The sequence below is a fragment of the Paragemmobacter amnigenus genome (assembly GCF_009908265.2).
Lineage (GTDB): Bacteria > Pseudomonadota > Alphaproteobacteria > Rhodobacterales > Rhodobacteraceae > Paragemmobacter > Paragemmobacter amnigenus.
This window is the reverse complement of the sequence record NZ_JAAATX020000003.1, coordinates 41,602-60,324: the sequence shown is the minus strand read 5'-3', so window position 1 is coordinate 60,324 and position 18,723 is coordinate 41,602. Positions and strand designations below refer to the sequence as shown.

The 18,723-nt window shown below is 67.0% G+C and carries 23 protein-coding genes and 1 tRNA gene; 17 read left to right on the top strand and 7 right to left on the bottom strand.

The annotated features are described in order from the left end of the window. The first annotated feature begins 44 nt into the window (after positions 1-44). From GU927_RS04565 to GU927_RS04555, 3 genes are all read left to right on the top strand, one after another. Positions 45-121 (top strand) — tRNA-Arg (locus tag GU927_RS04565). Between the two features lie 186 nt (positions 122-307). Continuing rightward, positions 308-1,858: a sensor histidine kinase gene (locus GU927_RS20590; RefSeq protein ID WP_161761190.1), complete on the top strand. Its 1,551-nt coding sequence runs from the start codon at positions 308-310 to the stop codon at positions 1,856-1,858. Positions 1,859-1,920: 62 nt separating this feature from the next. After that, positions 1,921-3,426, top strand: a complete 1,506-nt coding sequence (locus GU927_RS04555) for an aldehyde dehydrogenase (NADP(+)) (protein ID WP_161761189.1) — start codon at positions 1,921-1,923, stop codon at positions 3,424-3,426. A 44-nt stretch (positions 3,427-3,470) separates the two neighbouring features. Here the strand turns inward: GU927_RS04555 and GU927_RS04550 are convergent, their stop codons facing one another. After that, positions 3,471-4,322: a DMT family transporter gene (locus GU927_RS04550; protein WP_232489136.1), complete on the bottom strand. Its 852-nt coding sequence runs from the start codon at positions 4,320-4,322 to the stop codon at positions 3,471-3,473. Positions 4,323-4,354: 32 nt separating this feature from the next. Next, the gene (locus GU927_RS04545; RefSeq protein WP_161761187.1) at positions 4,355-5,239 is read right to left on the bottom strand and encodes a LysR family transcriptional regulator; all 885 of its coding nucleotides are present in this window, start codon (positions 5,237-5,239) and stop codon (positions 4,355-4,357) included. Between the two features lie 331 nt (positions 5,240-5,570). On the opposite strand from GU927_RS04545, the gene ffh reads away from it, so the two are divergent. The 8 genes from ffh to GU927_RS04505 all read left to right on the top strand — a co-directional run bounded on the left by ffh (position 5,571) and on the right by GU927_RS04505 (position 11,057). Further along, positions 5,571-7,067: a signal recognition particle protein gene (ffh, locus tag GU927_RS04540; RefSeq protein ID WP_161761186.1), complete on the top strand. Its 1,497-nt coding sequence runs from the start codon at positions 5,571-5,573 to the stop codon at positions 7,065-7,067. 7 nt (positions 7,068-7,074) lie between these two features. Beyond that, positions 7,075-7,374, top strand: a complete 300-nt coding sequence (locus GU927_RS04535) for a chorismate mutase (protein ID WP_161761185.1) — start codon at positions 7,075-7,077, stop codon at positions 7,372-7,374. A 46-nt stretch (positions 7,375-7,420) separates the two neighbouring features. Beyond that, entirely contained in the window at positions 7,421-7,774 is a 354-nt protein-coding gene (gene rpsP / locus GU927_RS04530) for a 30S ribosomal protein S16 (RefSeq protein WP_161761184.1), read from the top strand. A 98-nt stretch (positions 7,775-7,872) separates the two neighbouring features. Further along, positions 7,873-8,379 carry a ribosome maturation factor RimM gene (gene rimM, locus GU927_RS04525; protein ID WP_161761183.1) on the top strand — a complete coding sequence of 169 codons (507 nt, stop codon included), beginning with the start codon at positions 7,873-7,875 and terminating at the stop codon, positions 8,377-8,379. Further along, positions 8,376-9,170 carry a tRNA (guanosine(37)-N1)-methyltransferase TrmD gene (gene trmD / locus GU927_RS04520; RefSeq protein ID WP_161761182.1) on the top strand — a complete coding sequence of 265 codons (795 nt, stop codon included), beginning with the start codon at positions 8,376-8,378 and terminating at the stop codon, positions 9,168-9,170. The genes rimM and trmD overlap by 4 nt, the downstream gene beginning before the upstream one ends. A 299-nt stretch (positions 9,171-9,469) precedes the next feature. Beyond that, the gene (gene rplS, locus GU927_RS04515) at positions 9,470-9,844 is read left to right on the top strand and encodes a 50S ribosomal protein L19 (RefSeq protein WP_161761181.1); all 375 of its coding nucleotides are present in this window, start codon (positions 9,470-9,472) and stop codon (positions 9,842-9,844) included. A gap of 12 nt (positions 9,845-9,856) precedes the next feature. Next, on the top strand, positions 9,857-10,078 hold the full coding sequence (gene rpmE / locus GU927_RS04510; RefSeq protein ID WP_161761180.1) for a 50S ribosomal protein L31: 222 nt from the start codon (positions 9,857-9,859) through the stop codon (positions 10,076-10,078). A 169-nt stretch (positions 10,079-10,247) separates the two neighbouring features. After that, on the top strand, positions 10,248-11,057 hold the full coding sequence (locus GU927_RS04505; RefSeq protein WP_161761179.1) for a division plane positioning ATPase MipZ: 810 nt from the start codon (positions 10,248-10,250) through the stop codon (positions 11,055-11,057). Here the strand turns inward: GU927_RS04505 and GU927_RS04500 are convergent. Then, positions 11,026-11,217, bottom strand: coding sequence for a hypothetical protein (locus GU927_RS04500; RefSeq protein WP_161761178.1), 192 nt, complete (start codon positions 11,215-11,217; stop codon positions 11,026-11,028). The genes GU927_RS04505 and GU927_RS04500 overlap by 32 nt on opposite strands. Before the next feature lie 166 nt (positions 11,218-11,383). Here GU927_RS04500 and GU927_RS04495 point away from each other — a divergent pair, with 166 nt between their 5' ends. After that, complete coding sequence (locus GU927_RS04495) at positions 11,384-12,904, top strand: malonate--CoA ligase (protein ID WP_161761177.1); 1,521 nt, start codon at positions 11,384-11,386, stop codon at positions 12,902-12,904. A gap of 74 nt (positions 12,905-12,978) precedes the next feature. Here GU927_RS04495 and GU927_RS04490 read toward each other — a convergent pair whose 3' ends face one another. Continuing rightward, positions 12,979-13,326 carry an ArsR/SmtB family transcription factor gene (locus GU927_RS04490; RefSeq protein ID WP_161761176.1) on the bottom strand — a complete coding sequence of 116 codons (348 nt, stop codon included), beginning with the start codon at positions 13,324-13,326 and terminating at the stop codon, positions 12,979-12,981. A gap of 218 nt (positions 13,327-13,544) precedes the next feature. Here GU927_RS04490 and GU927_RS04485 point away from each other — a divergent pair, with 218 nt between their 5' ends. From GU927_RS04485 to GU927_RS04465, 5 genes are all read left to right on the top strand, one after another. Further along, positions 13,545-13,877 carry an AtpZ/AtpI family protein gene (locus GU927_RS04485; RefSeq protein ID WP_161761175.1) on the top strand — a complete coding sequence of 111 codons (333 nt, stop codon included), beginning with the start codon at positions 13,545-13,547 and terminating at the stop codon, positions 13,875-13,877. A 1-nt stretch (position 13,878) separates the two neighbouring features. Beyond that, positions 13,879-14,631, top strand: a complete 753-nt coding sequence (locus GU927_RS04480) for a F0F1 ATP synthase subunit A (protein ID WP_232489124.1) — start codon at positions 13,879-13,881, stop codon at positions 14,629-14,631. Between the two features lie 47 nt (positions 14,632-14,678). Then, on the top strand, positions 14,679-14,915 hold the full coding sequence (locus GU927_RS04475) for a F0F1 ATP synthase subunit C (protein WP_161761174.1): 237 nt from the start codon (positions 14,679-14,681) through the stop codon (positions 14,913-14,915). Positions 14,916-14,998: 83 nt separating this feature from the next. Next, a complete protein-coding gene (locus GU927_RS04470) occupies positions 14,999-15,565 on the top strand; it encodes a F0F1 ATP synthase subunit B' (RefSeq protein ID WP_161761173.1) in 567 nt (188 codons plus the stop codon). 4 nt (positions 15,566-15,569) lie between these two features. Further along, complete coding sequence (locus GU927_RS04465; RefSeq protein ID WP_161761172.1) at positions 15,570-16,124, top strand: F0F1 ATP synthase subunit B; 555 nt, start codon at positions 15,570-15,572, stop codon at positions 16,122-16,124. Between the two features lie 59 nt (positions 16,125-16,183). Here GU927_RS04465 and GU927_RS04460 read toward each other — a convergent pair whose 3' ends face one another. The 3 genes from GU927_RS04460 to GU927_RS04450 form a co-directional block, all read right to left on the bottom strand. Continuing rightward, on the bottom strand, positions 16,184-16,951 hold the full coding sequence (locus GU927_RS04460; protein WP_161761171.1) for an FCD domain-containing protein: 768 nt from the start codon (positions 16,949-16,951) through the stop codon (positions 16,184-16,186). Between the two features lie 104 nt (positions 16,952-17,055). Then, the gene (locus tag GU927_RS04455) at positions 17,056-17,718 is read right to left on the bottom strand and encodes an OmpA family protein (protein WP_161761170.1); all 663 of its coding nucleotides are present in this window, start codon (positions 17,716-17,718) and stop codon (positions 17,056-17,058) included. A gap of 109 nt (positions 17,719-17,827) precedes the next feature. Next, a complete protein-coding gene (locus tag GU927_RS04450) occupies positions 17,828-18,661 on the bottom strand; it encodes a methylated-DNA--[protein]-cysteine S-methyltransferase (RefSeq protein ID WP_161761169.1) in 834 nt (277 codons plus the stop codon). Between the last annotated feature and the right edge of the window lie 62 nt (positions 18,662-18,723).

Here is an 18,723-nt window from a genome sequence, read left to right as displayed (position 1 = left end):
CCTTGCGCCCCCCCGCGACCACGGCTAAACGCTGCCCTCAAGACGGACCCGTAGCTCAGCTGGATAGAGCATCAGACTACGAATCTGAGGGTCGGGCGTTCGAATCGCTCCGGGTCCGCCACTTCCCCTTCATTTTACTCGTTGCCGCAACCGCACCGCGCTGCCTGTGCTGCACTGCAGCGTGCGCGGGTTACGGCTGTCTGGCTTGCGGGGGACGCATTCCCGCATTGACCCGATGCTGCCGATGCAGCACCATCTTAACGGGTGTTTATACAAGCATCGGCAATCAGGATGGGAACGCCAGATCGTGTCAAAGCTCGTTCGTGACGGGCGTGCGACCTTTGTTGCCCTGCGCCTTGGAAGCGTGGCGCTGCCGATGTTTGCTGCCATCGTCTGGGGTCTGATGGCCTGGCGGGCCGAGATGAAGGACACGCGCAGCCATGCGGTGGCGAGTGCGGAACTGGTCGCGCAATATGCCGAACGGATGATCGAGACGCAGCGTCTGTTGCAGGATGCGGCGAAGGCACGGCTGGAGGGGCTGACGGGCGAGGAGATCCGGGGTGAGGGGGTGCACCGCTTTCTGCGTGATCTGGATGCCGGAATGCCCATGATGCATGGCATGCTGCTGGTGGCGGCAGATGGCGAGGTGATTGCGTCGAGCCGGAAGTGGCCGGTCGACATGCGCCTGACGGGGCGCAGCTATGTCGACGCGGTGGCGGGGGGCGCGGAGACGTTCATCGACCGGCTGATCCTGCAGCCTGACGGGATCGATGCGATGGTTCTGGCCACCGCGCTGGAGCGGGACGGGCGGCGGATGCTGCTGGTGTCCAGCGTGGACAGTTCGGTGGCGCAGGAATTCCTGCGGGGGATCGTGATACGGGACGGGGATGCGGCGTCTCTCATGCGCGAGGACGGGATGCTGCTGATCCGGAATTTCGATGCCCCGCCGATGATGCTGCCCGAGGATGCCCGGATCCGGCAGGAAATGCGGAAGGCCGAACGGGGCAGTTTTTCGACCGTGGCGGCGAGCGACGGGATCGAACGGGTCTATGCCTATCACAAGCTGGAGAATCTGCCGCTTTACGCCAATTTCGGAACGCCGACGCGGATCGTTCTGGTGGATTGGCTGCGGCGGGCGGCGCCGGTCTGGGTGATGCTGGGGGCGCTGTCGGGGCTTTTGCTGCTGGCGGTGTTGCGGGCGCAGCGGCGGTTGGGCGAGGTGCTGGAACTGGAGGCGGGGCGGCGGCGGGTGGAGGCGGCCGAGCGGATGGCCGAGGAGCGCACGCATCTGATGCGCGAGACGAACCACAGGGTGAAGAACAACCTCGCGCTGGTGGTGTCGCTGATCAACATGCAGATGCGGGGCAAGTCGGGGATCGACGGCAACCAGTTGAAGGCGCGGATCGGGGCGATCAGCCGCGTGCATGACCTGATGTATCGCGCCGCCGACGGGGTGCATGTGGATTTCGCCCATACGCTGCGGGAACTGGCCGAGAGCCCGGCCATCGTGCCGCAGGAGCGGGGGATTTCGGTCGATTGCCGCGCCGAGCCGGGGATCGTGCTGGGGCCGGACCAGTTGACGCCGCTGGCCGTCATCGCGGCGGAGTTGCTGACCAATGCGGTCAAGCATGCCTTTGCGGGGCGCGAGGCCGGGGTGATCCATGTGCGGCTGCACCGCATGGATGGCGAGGGCGTGCTGGAAGTGTCGGATGACGGGGTGGGCCTGCCCGATGCGCCGCAGCGGAGGTCGGGGATGGCGATCGTGGATGCGCTGGTGGGACAGATCGGCGGCAGCATCGAGCGCATCTCGGGCGCGGGGGCGATGATGCGGGTGCGCTTTCCCTTGCCGGCGGGCTGATCCCCTCGACTGCGGCGCGCGAAACTGGCATGTCAGCGGGGCATGTCGAACGGAGGCCGGAGATGCTGCACGGAAAGCACCTGATTGCTGGGGAATGGGTCGGGGGGGCGGAAACCTTTGCCTCGCAGCCCGCGAGCGGGGAGCCCGCGCAGTTCGCCAATGCGGGCGCGGCCGAGGTGGACCGTGCCGTGCGGGCGGCGGAAGAGGCGTTCTGGTCCTATTCCGCGCTGTCGCGTGCGGATCGGGCGGCGTTTCTGGAGCGGATCGCGGAAGAGATCGAGGCGCGCGGGGCCGAGTTGACGGCGGCGGGCCATGCCGAGACGGGGCTGCCCGCGGCGCGGCTGGAGGGGGAGCGGGGGCGGACGACGGGGCAGATCCGGCTGTTTGCGAAACATATCCGCGAGACGGGGTTTCTGGACCTGCGCCATGATGTGGCGCTGCCGGACCGCCAGCCGCTGCCGCGGCCCGATATCCGGATGATGCAGCGGCCGGTGGGGCCGGTGGCGGTGTTCGGGGCGTCGAACTTCCCCTTGGCCTTTTCCACGGCGGGGGGGGATACGGCCTCGGCCCTTGCGGCGGGGTGTCCGGTGGTGGTGAAGGGGCATCCGGCCCATCCGGCAACGGGCGAGATCGTGGCGCAGGCGGTGGCGGCGGCGATTGCGGCCTGTGGCGTGCATCCGGGCGTATTCAGCCTGATACAGGGGGTGGGCAACGATCTGGGCGCGGCGCTGGTGACGCATCCGCTGATCACGGCGGTGGGGTTCACGGGGTCGCTTGCGGGGGGGCGGGCGCTGTTCGACCTGTGCGCGCGGCGGGAGGTGCCGATCCCGTTCTATGGCGAATTGGGGTCGGTGAACCCTGTCTTCCTGATGCCCGCCGCGCTGGCGGCGCGGGGCGAGGCGATTGCCAAGGGCTGGGCCGGATCGCTGACTATGGGGGCGGGGCAGTTCTGCACCAATCCGGGGATCGTGGTGGCGATCGGGGGGGCGGATGCGGATGCTTTCGTCGCGGCGGCGAAAGAGGCGGTGGGCGCGGTCGGGCCGCAGGTGATGCTGACCGACGGGATCGCGGCGGCCTATCGCGCGGGGCGCGAGCGGATCGCGGGCACGGCGGGGGTGCGCGAGGTGCTGGTCACGATGTGCGACCGGCGCAATGCGACGCCCTATCTGTTCGAGGTGTCGGGCGATGACTGGCTGGCCAATCACGCGCTGGGCGAGGAGGTCTTCGGTCCGCTGGGCCTGATCGTGCGGGTGGCGGATTTCGCGCAGATGGAGGCCGTGGCGCGGTCGCTGGAAGGGCAGTTGACCTGCACGCTCCAGATGGATGCGGGCGATACCGACCTGGCGCGGCGGCTGATGCCGGTGCTGGAGCGCAAAGCGGGCCGCGTGCTGGCCAACGGCTTTCCCACCGGGGTGGAGGTTTGCGAGGCCATGGTGCATGGCGGGCCTTACCCTGCATCGACCAATTTCGGTGCCACCAGCGTGGGGACCATGGCGATCCGCCGCTGGCTGCGGCCCGTGAGCTATCAGAACATCCCCGAGGCGCTGCTGCCCGAAGAGCTGCGCTGAACCGGCGGAAGCGGGGGGCAACCCCCGCACCTGATACGGCGCGGCTAGTCTTCGTCCTTGAGCAGGAGCGCGAGGGCGGTGACGGAGAGGGCGACGCCCACGAGGACCAGCGCGGGGGGCGTGCCCTTGCCCAGCGCGATTTCCCACAGGATGACCCATGAGGGGACGAGGTAAGTATAGGCCATGACCTTGGCCGCGGGCAGGCGGAGCGTGGCGTATTGCAGGAGGACGAAGGTCGCGGCAGAGGCGAAGACGGCCGTGTAGACCAGCGTGATCCAGACGATGGCGGGCAGGGCGGGCCAGTCGGTGGCAAGCGTGGCGGGCGCGCCGAGGAGGGCGAGCAGGAGCCAGCCTGCCACCATCATCCCGAAGGTGAAGACGACGGCGGGTTCGCCGCGGTTCAGTTTGCGCACGAGGGGCGCGTAGAGGGCGTGGGCGACGCAGCCTGCGAAATAGACTACCTCGCCATAGCCGATGTGCAGGGCAAGGAGTTTGCCGAGATCGGCGCGGAAGATGACCCAGAGCGCGCCCGCCGCCCCGATGGCAAGGGCTATGCCCATGCGGGCGGTCAGGCGCTGGCGCAGGGTGAGCCAGCCGAAGCCTGCGGCCATGAGCGGGGTCAGGGTGAAAACCGCCGCCGCCGAGACGGGTTCGGCGGTCTTCAGACCTTCGAACATCAGGACGAAATAGGTGGCAAGGAGCGCGCCGAGGATCAGGTAGCGCCACGGGGCGGCAAGGGCGCTGCGCCGGATGCCCGTGGTGGCGAAGGCGGCGGTGCCGACCAGCGCGCCTGCGAGCAGGAAACGCAGGACGGTGAGGGCGAGCGGGTCGATCAGGGGGGCGGCCATGGCGCCGAGGCTGAAGGAGCCTGCCACCAGCGCCGAGAAGGCGAGCATGGCGGCATGGCCGCGCTGCGGGGCGGTGAGCGTCACAGGGACCAGCCGCGGGCGGCCTCTTTCAGCACCGACAGGAAGGCCTGCACCTTGCGGGTGCGGTGCAGGTCGACATGGGTGACGATCCAGAGCGGCGCGTCCCATTCGGGGCGGGGGGGCATCACCTCGACGAGGTCGGGGTCGGCTTCGGCGCGGAAGGCGGAGAGGAAGCCGATGCCCAGACCCTGCCGCACGGCAGTGTCCATCGCGGCCATCTCGGTGGCGCGGAAGGTGATGCGGTCGAGAGGGACGTTGTCGCGCAGCCAGCGGTTGAAGGGGGCGCGGTTGTCGGCATTGTCGGGGCCGACGAAGCGGTGGGCGGGGAAATCCGCCTCGGACGTCGGGATGCCGTGGGCTTCGGCATAGCTGCGTGCGGCGTAGAGGCCGGTGCGGATGCGGGCGAGCGGCTGGACCACGTTGTCGGGTTCTTCCGGCGCGGCACCGGCGCGGATGGCGACGTGGGCTTCGCCATAGTCCAGACGGAAGACGCGCATGTCGGTCAGGAAGCGCAGGAGCACGTCGGGATATTGCGTCTGGAAGCGGGTCAGGACGGGGACGAGCAGCGCGCCCATGCCCGAGATGGAGGTGACGACCAGCTCTCCGGCCACGGTTTCGCCGAAGCCCTTGATGCGGCTGGCAAGCTGGGCGAATTGCTCGTCCGTGGTCTGGGCCACGGCGAGGAGGTCGGCCCCGGCCTCGGTCGGGGTATAGCCGCGGGCGTGGCGCTGGAAGAGGCGGGTGCCGAGGCGCTTTTCCAGCGCGTCGATGTGGCGGATGACGGTGGCGTGGTGGACGCCAAGGATTTCGGCGGCGCCCGAGACGGTGCCGAGGCGGGCGACCTGATAGGCGGTGCGGATTTCGTCCCAGGTGTCGATGGCCATCGGTCTGTCCGTTCCGCGCGACTGTGCGCCAGTGAACCGTCATCTGCGTCATGTGGCTATGGTGCGCGGCGGAATGCAAGGGGGTTTGCGGGGCCTATCCGGTGACGCGGGCGTTGACGCCTTCGTTGACGTTTGCGTTGACTCTGGCCCCGCTTGGGCGTATCGCCCGCTGGAATTCCCCGGAGGCCAATGCTTCCGGTCCCGTCGCATTTGCGGGGATCGCCATCCGTCAGCGCGTTGCGCCCACGGGTGCCGTCCTGCTTTGCGCCGGTTCACATCCGCCGCCGGATGCCCATATCCGGCACAGACGCAACGAACCCGGAGGGTTGCCATGTTCGAGAGCCTGTCAGAACGCCTTGGTGGCGTGTTCGACCGTCTGACCAAGGCGGGCGCACTGACGGAAGCCGACGTGGTGGCGGCGCTGCGCGAGGTGCGGGTGGCGCTCTTGGAGGCGGATGTCTCGCTGCCCGTGGCGCGCGATTTCATCAAGCGGGTGCAGGACAAGGCGACGGGCGCGGCGGTGACGAAGTCGATCACGCCGGGCCAGATGGTCGTCAAGATCGTGCATGACGAGCTGATCCGCGTGCTGCAGGGCGAGGGGCCTGCGGATGCGCTGAAGATCGACAATCCACCCGCGGCGGTGCTGATGGTGGGTTTGCAGGGGTCGGGCAAGACCACGACCACGGCAAAGCTGGCCAAGCGGTTGAAGGAGCGGAACGGGAAGAAGGTCCTGCTGGCGTCGCTCGACACCAACCGTCCGGCGGCGATGGAGCAGTTGGCGATTCTGGGCGCGCAGATCGGGGTGGACAGCCTGCCCATCGTCAAGGGCGAGACGGCGGTGCAGATTGCCAAGCGCGCCAAGACGCAGGCGAGCCTTGGCGGCTATGACGTCCTGTTCCTTGATACCGCGGGGCGTCTGCATATCGACGAAGTCCTGATGGACGAGGTGCAGGCGGTGCGCGACATCGCCCAGCCGCGCGAGGTGCTGCTGGTCGTCGACGGCCTGACCGGTCAAGACGCGGTGAACGTGGCGACCGAGTTCGACGGCAAGGTCGGGATTTCGGGCGTCGTGCTGACGCGGATGGATGGCGACGGGCGCGGCGGTGCGGCGCTGTCGATGCGGGCGATCACCGGAAAGCCCATCCGCTTCGTCGGTCTGGGCGAGAAGATGGACGCGCTGGAGACCTTCGAGGCCGAGCGCGTGGCGGGCCGCATCCTTGGGATGGGCGATATCGTGGCCCTGGTCGAGAAGGCGCAGGAGACCTTCGAGGCCGAGCAGGCCGAGCGGATGGCCAAGCGATTTGCCAAGGGTCTGTTCAACATGAACGACCTGAAGATGCAGCTTGAGCAGATGATCAAGATGGGCGGGATGCAGGGCCTGATGGGGATGCTTCCCGGCATGGGCAAGATGCAGGCTGCGGCGGCCGAGGCGGGTCTGGACGACAAGATGCTGAAGCGGCAGATCGCGCTGATCCAGTCGATGACCAAGAAGGAGCGGGCCAATCCCGACCTGTTGCAGGCGAGCCGGAAGAAGCGGATCGCGGCGGGGGCGGGGCTGGACGTGGCCGATCTGAACCGTCTGCTGAAGCAGCACAAGCAGATGGCCGAGATGATGAAGAAGATGGGCAAGGGCGGCATGATGAAGCAGGCCATGCGCCAGATGCTGGGCAAGGGCGGGATGCCCGACCCCAGCAAGATGACGCCCGAGCAGCTGGAAGAAGCGGCGAAGGGGATGCGGCAGGGTCTGGGGCAGGGCGGGGGTTTCCCGGGGATGCCGCGGGGGATGCAACTGCCTGCGGGGCTGTCCGGCCTTATGAAGAAGAAGTGAGGCTGCCATGACCGACGCCGCCCAGCGTGCCGCCGAGATCCTGAAGGAGCATCGCCAGTCCATCGACCGGCTGGATGCGATCCTCGTCTATACGCTGGCCGAACGGTTCAAGCATACGCAGGCCGTGGGGCAGTTGAAGGCGGCGCATGACCTGCCGCCCAGCGACCCCGACCGCGAGGCGCGGCAGATGGCGCGGCTGGACCAGTTGGCCAAGGAGGCCGATCTGGACCCCGATCTGGCGAAGAAATTCCTGAACTTCATCATCAGCGAAGTCATCAGGCATCACGAGAAACTGCAATCCCAGTAGGGGCCTGTGCGCCCCTGCAAACAACGCCATTCAAAGGAGATACGACATGGCAACGAAAATCCGTCTGGCCCGTGGTGGTTCGAAGAAGCGCCCCTACTACTCCATCGTCGCCGCCGACTCGCGCATGCCGCGCGATGGCCGCTTTCTGGAGAAGCTGGGCACCTACAACCCGCTGCTGGCCAAGGATGACGAGAACCGCGTGAAGATGGATATTGACCGGATCAAGCATTGGCTGGGTCAGGGCGCGCAGCCGACCGACCGGATCGCGCGCATGCTGGAAGCGGCGGGCGTGGTGGAGAAGAAGGTCCGCAACAACCCGAAATCCGCCGTCCCGGGCAAGCAGATGGCCGAGCGCGCCGCCAAGAAGGCCGCCCGCAACGCGGCCCCCGCCGAGGAATAAGATCCTCTGGCAGGGCCATGCCTCGGGCGTGGCCCCGTACAGACCATCCGGCAGGGCCGCGTCGGCGTGGCCCTGCCGCAACCTTGGGGGAGAGACCCATGACGGACCGCGTCTGCGTCGGTGCCATCGCCGGTTCCTTCGGCGTGCAGGGCGAGGTGCGCCTGAAGAGTTTCTGCTCTGACCCGCTTGCGATTGCCGATTATGGCCCGCTGTGGACCGAGGACGGGTCGCGGTCCTTCGATGTGCGGCTGACGCGTTCGAACGTGTCGGGCGGGGTCGGGGTGCGCCTGTCGGGGGTGGCCACCAAGGAACAGGCTGACGCGCTGAAGGGCGTGCAGCTTTATGCCGACCGCGACCGTCTGCCGTCGCTGCCGGATGACGAATTCTACCATGCCGACCTGATCGGGCTGACCGTGCAGGACACGGGCGGCGCGGTGGTGGGCACGATCCGCGCGATCTACAACCATGGCGCGGGGGATATCCTTGAAATCTTTGCGCCGGGGCGGAAATCGGCGCTGCTGCTGCCCTTCACGCTGGCCAATGTGCCGACGGTCGATCTGGCGGCGGGCAAGGTCGTGGCCGATCTGCCCGAGGGGCTGGAATGACCGGGGCGCCCAAATCGCATGGGCGGCTGAAGGTGCAGGTCAGCCTGCAACCGCGCGACCTGATGGAAGAGCCGCGCGTGGTCAAGGGGGCATGGGCGGCGAAGATCGTCACGCTGTTTCCCGAGGCGTTTCCGGGCGTGCTGGGCCTGTCGCTGACGGGCAAGGCGCTGGATCAGGGGTTGTGGCGGCTGGAGACGCTGGATCTGCGCGTCTTTGGCGAGGGCAAGCATCGGAATGTCGATGATACCCCGGCGGGCGGGGGCGCGGGGATGGTGCTGCGCGCCGACATCGTGCACCGCGCGCTGCGGCAGGCGGCGGTGGGCGCGCCTGCGGATCGGGGGCGGTGGCCGGTGGTCTATCTGTCGCCGCGCGGGCGGCGGTTCGATCAGGCCATGGCGCGGGACTGGGCCGCGGCCGAGGGGGTGACGATCCTGTGCGGCCGGTTCGAGGGGGTGGACCAGCGGGTGCTGGACCACTGGGAGGTGCAGGAGGTGTCGCTGGGCGACTTCGTCCTGACAGGGGGCGAGATCGCGGCGCAGGCGATGATCGACGCCACCGTGCGGCTGTTGCCCGACGTTCTGGGCAATGCGGCGAGCACCGAGGAGGAGAGTTTCTCGGACGGGCTTCTGGAGCATCCGCAATACACGCGCCCCGCGGTCTGGGAGGGGCGGGAGATCCCGCCCGTCCTGATGTCGGGCCATCACGGCGAGATCGAGAAGTGGCGGCGGGCCGAGCGGGAGCGTCTGACGCAGGAACGGCGGCCTGATCTGTGGGAGAAGCGGCGGCGGTAGAATGGGCCGTATTGCCCATCCTACAGGTCGGCCCGAGGCGAACGGGGGAACCCCGCCCTTTCCCGCTTGACCATCTGCCCCTTTCGCCCCTATACGCGCCCGTCCGGGGCGGTTTCGCCATCCGGGCGCGATTCCCTTTGCCTTCTGCATTCCTTCGCAGGCGACAGGGCAGGGGAGGCGGCATGAAAAGCAGGCCTGCATCTCTGGCGGGCGCCGTAAGGCGGACCCGATCAAGGACCGAGAGCTCTGGGGCGGCATCACCTTCACGGGCAAACCGTGAGCGACAGAAAGGATTGCGCATGAACCTGATCGCGCAGATCGAGGCGGAACAGATCGCCGCCCTGAACAAGACCATTCCGGATTTCAAGGCCGGCGACACCATCCGTGTCGGCTACAAGGTGACCGAAGGCTCGCGCTCGCGCGTGCAGATGTATGAAGGCGTCTGCATCGGCCGCAAGGGCGGGATGACCATCTCGGCCTCGTTCACCGTCCGCAAGATTTCCTTCGGCGAAGGCGTGGAGCGTGTGTTCCCGCTGTATTCCACGAACATCGACTCGATCGAGGTCGTGCGTCGTGGCCGCGTGCGCCGTGCGAAGCTGTATTACCTGCGTTCGCGTCGCGGCAAGTCGGCCCGTATCGCCGAAGTGTCGAACTACAAAGAAAAAGCCGAGTAAGGAGCCGGACCGATGAAAAAGGGCATCCACCCCGACTATCACATGATCACGGTCAAGATGACCGACGGCACCACCTTCCAGACCCGCACCACCTGGGGCAAGGAAGGCGAGCAGATGGCGCTGGACATCGACCCGCTGGCGCATCCGGCATGGACCGGCCAGTCGGCCAAGCTGATGGACACCGGCGGCCGCGTGTCGAAGTTCAAGAACAAGTACGCCGGTCTGGGCTTCTGATCGCCCGCGACTGCGACGGCAAACGGATGCGCCGCCCCCACGGGGCGGCGCTTTCCGTTTGCGGGGAGGGCCGAAGGGGCTTGCGGAAATCCGCCAAGTCGGGTCTTTCGCAGTCTCGCGACCCGCGTTCTGCCGCGCGGGATGTGTCGGTTGCCTTGGGGGATGTCGGATGGCGCATATCATCGTCGTGGGGAACGAGAAGGGCGGGTCAGGGAAATCGACCACCTGCATGCATGTCGGCACGGCGCTGGCGCGGCTGGGATTCCGCGTGGGGGCGCTGGACCTTGACCTGCGGCAGAAGAGCTTTGGCCGCTATGTCGAGAACCGCCGCGCCTATCTGGCCCGCGCGGGGCTGTCCCTGCCCAGCCCCGAATACCGCGACCTGCCCGAGATCGCGCCCGAGGCGTTGCAGCCCGGCGAGAATGCCTTTGACGCGCGGCTGGCGGCGGCGATTGCCGAGATGGAGCGCGAGGCGGATTTCATCGTGATCGACTGCCCGGGGTCGCATACGCGGCTGAGCCAGGTGGCGCATTCGCTGGCCGATACGCTGGTCACGCCGCTGAACGACAGTTTCGTGGATTTCGACCTGCTGGCGCGGGTGGACCCCGAGACGGGCAAGGTGAAGGGGCCGTCGATCTATTCCGAGATGGTGTGGAACGCGCGGCAGTTGCGGGCGCAGGCGGGGCTGAAGCCCATCGACTGGATCGTGCTGCGTAACCGTCTGGGCGCGCAGCAGATGCACAACAAGAAAAAGGTGGGTGCCGCGCTGGAGGAACTGTCCAAGCGGATCGGGTTCCGCGTGGCGCCGGGATTTTCGGAACGGGTGATCTTCCGCGAGCTGTTCCCGCGGGGGCTGACGCTGCTTGACCTGCGCGACACGGGGGTGGACCAGCTGAACTTGTCCAATATCGCGGCGCGGCAGGAAGTGCGCGACCTGATGACCGAGCTCAGACTGCCCGGGGTTCGGGTGGATTTCTGACCGCCGTCCGTGCCGCGCCCTTGATCGGGCCGGTCTGCGCCGCGCGCAGCTGTTCGCGCGCGCCGAGGCGTTGCAGGCGCAGGTCGAATTGCGGGTCCACCTGCGCGGATTTGTGCGCGAGCAGGCCGATGCGGGCCAGAATGGCGAGGCCGAATTGCATGGTGCGACTTCCTTCCCCGGATGGGCGAGTTAACTGCCGTTAAGGTTGCGGGGAAAACGGGCAGGAGTTGGGCGCGCGCGGGGTCTTTCCTCGGCAGGGCGGGGCGTGGCAAGACGGTGCGGCAAGACTGTGCGGCAAGACTGTCGGGCAGACCGAGGATGGCCCCATGACCAACATGCTTTACGATGCGCTGTTCGCCCCGCTGGCGGGGCGCGAGACTCCGCTCCTGATCCTGCGCGACGGGCGCGAGGTGACGGGGGATGCCTTTTTGCGGCTGGTGCTGCGGCAGGCGGGGGCGCTGGCGGCGCTGGGCCTTGGCAAGGGCGACCGGATCGCGGTGCAGGTGGCCAAGACGCCCGAGGCGCTGGCGATCTATGGCGCGGCGGTGGCGCTGGGCGCGGTGTTCCTGCCGCTGAACACGGCTTATACGGCGGCGGAGGTGGAGTATTTCCTTGGCAATGCCACGCCGCGCATCTTTGTCTGTGACAGCGGGACGGCAGCGGCGCTGGCCCCTGTGGCCGAGCGGAACGGGGCGCGGCTTCTGACGCTGGATGCGGCGGGGCGGGGGAGCCTGTCGGATCTGGCCGACGGGGCGGAGCCTCTGGCGCGGGTGGCGGCCTGCGGGCCCGACGATCTGGCGGCGTTCCTTTACACCTCGGGCACGACGGGGCGGTCGAAGGGCGCGATGCTGAGCCATCGCAACCTTCTGTCCAATGCCGAGGTGCTGGTGCGGGAATGGCGGTTCACGGCGGGGGATGTGCTGCTGCATGCGCTGCCGATCTTCCATACGCACGGGCTGTTCGTGGCGTCGAACGTGGCGCTGCTGGCGGGGGCGCGGATGATCTGGCTGCCGGGGTTCGAGGCGGGCGCGGTGCTGGCGGCGCTGCCGCGGGCGAGCGTGATGATGGGGGTGCCGACCTTCTATACGCGGCTGCTGGACGAGGCGGGGCTGGACCGCGCGCTGGTTGGGCATATGCGGCTGTTCGTGTCGGGATCGGCGCCGCTGCTGGCCGAGACGCACGAGGCGTGGGAGGCGCGGACGGGGCATCGCATCCTTGAACGCTATGGCATGACCGAGACGAACATGAACACCTCGAACCCCTATGAGGGCGAGCGGCGGGCGGGGACGGTGGGCCATCCGCTGCCGGGGGTGGAGCTGCGGATCCTGGTCGAGGGGCGCGAGGCGGCGGTGGACGAGGTCGGCATGATCGAGGTGCGGGGGCCGAATGTCTTTGTCGGCTATTGGCAGATGCCCGAAAAGACGCGCGAGGAGTTGCGGCCGGACGGGTGGTTCATCACCGGCGATCTGGGGAAGCGGGATGCGGACGGCTATGTGCATATCGTGGGCCGCGCGAAGGATCTGGTGATCACGGGGGGCTACAACGTCTATCCCAAGGAGGTGGAGCTGCTGCTGGACGAGGTGCCGGGGGTGGCGGAAAGCGCGGTGATCGGCGTGCCGCATCCGGATTTCGGCGAGGCGGTCTTTGCCGTGCTGGTGCCCGAGAGGGGCACGGCGCTGGAGGCGGGGGCGGTGCTGGCGGCGATTGCGGATCGGTTGGCGCGGTTCAAGCAGCCAAAGGCGGCGGTGGTGGTGGAGGCTTTGCCGCGCAACACCATGGGCAAGGTGCAGAAGAACGTCTTGCGCGAGAGCTACAAGGGGTGGTTCGCGGGACAGGGCGAAATCTGACGCAGATTTCGCGACGATTTTTGACGCAAAAATCGGGGCCGGAATTTGCGTCAAATTCCGGCGCGTTTCCTGCGTCAGGAAACGCCCCCGTCGCCCAGTTCGGTTTCGAGGAAGCGTTCGAAGGCGTCGAGGTCGACGGGATCGAATTGTCCGAAGCCCTGCATCCAGACCGAGGCGGCGCGCAGCGCGTCGGGTTCCAGTTTGCACCATTTCACGCGCCCGCGCTTTTCCTGCGTGATCAGGCCCGCCTCGGCCAGCACGGCGAGGTGTTTGGAGATTGCGGCCAGCGACATGGCGAAGGGTTCGGCCACATCGGTGACGGCCATGTCATCCTCGAGCAGCATGGTCAGGATCGCGCGCCGCGTGGGATCGGCCAGCGCGGCGAAGACCGTGTCGAGCGGATGGGGGGCGGGCGTGGACATATGGCGTGTTTGGCGGGATCGGGATGGATCGTCAACCGTTCGGTTGAATATGGCAAATGGCGCCGGATGCGGTGCGAAGGGGAAAACGATGCGGGATGCTGCATTTGAACATGTTGGAAAATCAAGGGGTTGGCCGTCGCTGGACGTGCCATTTCGTCGCTTGACTCGGGGGGGTGCGCTCCGTACGTTCCGCCCGACTGTTCTGGGGGCACCCCGTCATGGCTGAAGAACCCGATCGCGCGCGTCTTGCGGCGCTGGAGGAGAAGCTGGCCAAGGCGAAGGGCGCGGTCGAAGGGCCGCGGAAACGCCATCAGGAGGATCAGTATTCGCAGGCGCAACTCGCGTGGCGGATGGTGATCGAGCTTGTGGCCGGTCTGGGGATCGGCTTCGGCATCGGATACGGGCTGGACTCGCTTTTGGGGACCATGCCGCTGTTTCTGGTGCTGTTCATATTGGCGGGCTTTGCGGCGGGGATCAAAACCATGCTGCGGTCGGCGAAAGAAGTGCAGGAACGGAAGGTGGCGGCGTCCACCGAGCGAGAGGAAGACTGACGTGGCGGAAGAAGCGCACAGCGAAGGCGGTCTGGTGTTCCACCCGATGGACCAGTTCATCGTGAAGCCGCTGTTCGGACACGGCCCGATCGAATGGTACACGCCCACCAATGTGACGCTGTGGATGGGTCTGGCGGTGCTCTGCGTGATCGGGCTGTTCGTGCTGGGCACGCGCGGCCGTGCGGTGATCCCGTCGCGCATCCAGTCGGTGGCCGAGCTGGCCTATGGCTTCATCTACAAGATGGTCGAGGATATCTGCGGCCATGACGGGGTGAAGTACTTCCCGAAGATCTTCACGCTCTTCGTCTTCATCATCTTCACCAACTATCTCGGCCTGCTGCCGATGTCCTTTACCCCCACCTCGCATATCGCGGTGACGGCGGTTCTGGGCTTTGGCGTGTTCTTCGCGGTCACGCTGCTGGGTTTTTACAAGCATGGCGCGCATTTCCTCGGTCTGTTCTGGATGTCGGATGCGCCGCTGATCCTGCGCCCGATCATCGCGGTGATCGAGGTGATTTCGTACTTCGTCCGCCCCGTCAGCCATTCGATCCGTCTTGCGGGCAACATCATGGCCGGTCACGCCGTGATCAAGGTTTTCGCGGGCTTCGCAGCCATCGCCGCGATCTCGCCGGTGTCGATCGCGGCCATCGTCGCGATCTACGGGCTGGAGGTGCTGGTCGCCTTCATCCAGGCCTACGTCTTTACCATCCTGACCTGCGTCTATCTGAAGGATGCGCTGCATCCGGGCCACTGACGCGCGGTCAACTACCAACTCAAGCATTCCATCGTAAGGAGAAAATCATGGAAGGCGATATCGCAAGCATGGGTCAGTTCATCGGTGCCGGCCTCGCCGCCATCGGTTCGGGCGCTGCCGCCATCGGCGTGGGCCATGTGGCCGGCAACTTCCTGGCGGGCGCCCTGCGCAACCCGTCGGCGGCCGGTTCGCAGACCGCGACGCTGTTCATCGGTCTGGCCTTCGCGGAAGCTCTGGGGATCTTTGCGTTCCTCGTCGCGCTTCTGCTGATGTTCGCCGTCTGATCCGACTTCGAATCCTTACGTAAGGGGGGTGCGCCGGTTGTCCGGCGCCCCTTCGAAGTTCAAAGGGTCCGACGGAGGACAAGATGGCAACTGAATCTACAGCCGACGCCGCACATGGCGCAGCCGACCTCGGTGCCTGCGTCAGCGAGACTGGCAGCGCCATCGGCATGCCGCAGCTCTGTGCGGACTGGATGCCGAACCAGATCTTCTGGCTGGTGGTCGCGCTTGTCGTGATCTATTTCGTGCTGTCGCGCATCGCCCTGCCGCGGATTGGCGGCGTGCTGGCGGAACGCAAGGGCACCATCACCAACGACCTGACCGCGGCTGAAGAGCTGAAGGCCAAGGCCGTGGAGGCGGAAAAGGCCTATCAGGACGCACTGGCGCGCGCCCGCACCGAAGCCGCGAAGATCGTGGCCGAGGCGAAGGCGGAAATCCAGAAGGATCTGGATGCGGCGACGGCCCGTGCTGATGCCGAAATCGCGGCCAAGGCTTCGGAATCCGAGAAGCGCATCGGGGAAATCCGTGCGGGTGCTCTGGATGCCGTGACCGAGGTGGCGAAGGATACCGCCAAGGAACTGGTGGCGGCGCTGGGTGGCAAGGCCGATGCGAAATCGGTGACCGCTGCCGTGACCGCGCGACTGAAAGGGTGATCCGATGAAAAAGCTTTTGCCGGTTCTGGCACTGATCGGTTCCCCCGCCTTTGCGGCGAGCGGTCCGTTCTTTTCGCTGCGGAATACCGACTTTGTCGTGACGATTGCCTTCCTCGTCTTTGTGGGCGTGCTGCTTTACTTCAAGGTTCCGGCCAAGATCGGCGCCCTGCTGGATGGCCGTGCGGCGCAGATCAAGGCCGAGTTGGAAGAGGCCCGCGCGCTGCGGGACGAGGCCAAGGCGGTGCTGGCGTCCTATGAGAAGAAGCAGAAGGACGTGCAGGAGCAGTCCGAGCGCATCGTCGCTTCGGCCAAGGAAGAGGCGATGAACGCGGCGGCGCAGGCCAAGGCGGATCTGAAAGCCTCGATCGCGCGGCGTCTGGCGGCGGCGGAGGAGCAGATCGCTTCGGCCGAAGCCTCGGCCATCCGCGAAGTGCGCGAGACGGCGATTTCGGTCGCGGTCGCGGCGGCGGGCGATGTGCTGGCCAAGCAGATGACCAAGGAGGGTGCGTCGGCTTCGATCGATGCGGCCATCGCGCAGGTCGAAGCAAAGCTGCACTGACCGAACCGAAAGCGGATCGAAGAAACCCGGCCTCTGGCCGGGTTTTTTCATTTTGCGGCCTAGCGCGTCTTTTCGTGTTCCAGCCTCTGGCGGGCCACGGCTTCGTTTCGGGCGGCGCGGGCCTGTTCCTCGAAGGCCACTTCGACAAAGCCCAGATGCGCCTCGATCGCGGCGCGGGCGGCGGCGGGGTCGCGGGACTGGATCGCGGTGTTGATGGCGCGGTGCTGGTCCAGAAGCGCCTCGCGCGTGGTGCGGACCTTGAACAGGATCTGGCGGTTGTAGAACACGCCCTGACGCAGCAGGTCGAACATCGAGCGCATCATGTGCAGCATGATGACGTTATGCCCCGCCTCGATGATGGCCATGTGGAATTGCGCGTCGAGTTGGGATTCGTCGGACGGGTCGCGTTTGGAATGGGCGGCTTCCATCTTGCGGAAGATCTCGTCGATCACGGCTAGGTCGGTGTCCGAGGCGAGACGCGCCGCGCGTTCGGCGGCGAGCCCCTCCATGTCGCGCCGGAAGGAGAGGTAGTCGCGCACCGCCTCTTCATGGCGGGAGAAGAGGTCGACGAGGGCGGGCGAGAAGGCGGAGCCCAGCACCTCGGCCACGTAGATGCCCGCATTGGGGCGCGCGCTGACGAGGCCGCGTTCCTGCAGGTCCGCGATTGCCTCGCGCAGGGAGGGGCGCGAGACGTCCATCTTTTCGGAAAGTTCGCGTTCTGAAGGCAGGCGTTCGCCGGGCCGCAGGATGCCGCGCAGGATCAGCAGTTCGATCTGGCGGACGATGGAGTGGGAAAGCTTTTCGGTCTGGGCTTTCTCGAAGGGCATGGCAACCTCGCAACAATTGGTCGGAAGTTATGACCAGATGCGGGTTTGCACAATGGAAAAGGCCGGGCAGGGTGCCCGGCCTTTGGATGCGGTGGTGCGGAATGTCAGGCCGTCGGGCGGATGATGATTTCCACGCGGCGGTTCTGGGCGCGGCCTTCGGGGGTGAGGTTCGAGGCGACGGGCTGATCCTCGCCCCGGCCGAAGGCGGCGATGCGGCCGTTCGGGACGCCGCTTTCGCGCAGGACGTTGGCGACCGACACGGCGCGGCGCTGCGATAGGTCCTGATTGTAGCTGGCGGAACCGGTGTTGTCGGTATGGCCCACGATCTGGATCTGGCTGTTGGGATAGCGCAGCAGGTTCTGCGCCACGGCCTTGATGTCGCGCGTCAGGTCGGGGCGCAGCGCGGCGCTGTCGACGGTGAACAGCACGTCCTGCGGCATGTTGACGACGAGGTAGTCGCCCATGTTGGTGACGTTGAACTGGCCGTTGATGCCGCGCAGTTCCGCCGCCTGCTGGTCGAGCGTCGCGCCGATGGCCCCGCCGACGATGGCACCGATGCCCGCGCCGACGGCGGTTTTCAGAAGGCGGTCGTCATCGGATTGCGACCCGATCAGGCCGCCCGCCATGGCGCCGATCAGCGCGCCGGACTGGGTGCGGGGGCCCATCGGCTGCCCTGCGGGGGCGGCACCGTAGGGATCCGCCGGGACGCAGGCCGTCAGGGCAAGGATGCCGAGGGTGGAAAGGATCAGGGGTGTCTTGAAGGTCATTTGCTGCCGCCTCGATGGTGGAAGGCCCTGTTGCGGGCTCTGGTCCCTATTATACCAAGGCGGCGGCGGGCTGGATAGGACCGCCCCCCTTGCGGCAACAATCCGCGCATCACATTCCGGTGCGCGCGGATTCCCATGCGAGGATCGCGCGTTTCACTGGCAGGCCCCAGTGATAGCCGCCAAGGCTGCCGTCGCGGCGCAGTGCGCGGTGGCAGGGGATGAGGAAGCTGATCGGGTTGCGGCCTACGGCGGTGCCCACGGCGCGGACGGCGCGGGGATTGCCGATGGTGCCCGCGATTTCCGAATAGGTGGTGACGTGACCGGTGGGGATCCGCATCAGCGCCTCCCAGACCTTGATCTGGAAGGGCGCGCCGATCAGGTGCAGGGGTGCGGTGCCTGAGGTGCCGAAGGCGGCATCGGCCCAAGTCCGCAGGTCGGCGGGGTCTTCGGTGAAGCGGGCCTTGGGCCAGCGGCGGATCAGGTCGTCGAAGGCGGCATCGGCCCCCATCTCGGCCGCGAAGCCCATGCCGCAGATGCCGCGGTCGGTGCCCATGACGATGGCGGGGCCGAAGGGGCTGTCGAACCAGCCGTGGCGGATGGTCAGCCCCTCGCCGCCCTTGGCGAAATCGCCCGGGGTCATCGCCTCCCATGTGAGGAACAGGTCGTGCAGGCGGCCCGTGCCCGACAGGCCGGTGGCAAGCGCGGTTTCCAGCGTGGTGAAGCGTTCGGCCAGCATCCGGCGGGCGTGGTCCAGCGTCAGGTACTGCTGGTAGCGTTTGGGCGAGATGCCGACCCAGGCGGAAAAGGTGCGCTGGAAATGCGCGGGCGACATGTCCATCCGCGCGGCAAGGTCATCGAGCGTCAAGGTGGGGCCCGCCTCGTCGATCAAGCGCAGCGCGCGGGCGATGACGGCGAAATGGTAGGCGGGGGATTGGTCGGTCATGGGGGCCTCCTTGCCGGCCAATCTATGGGCGCGGACGGCCACAGGCGACCCGTTTTCTGCTT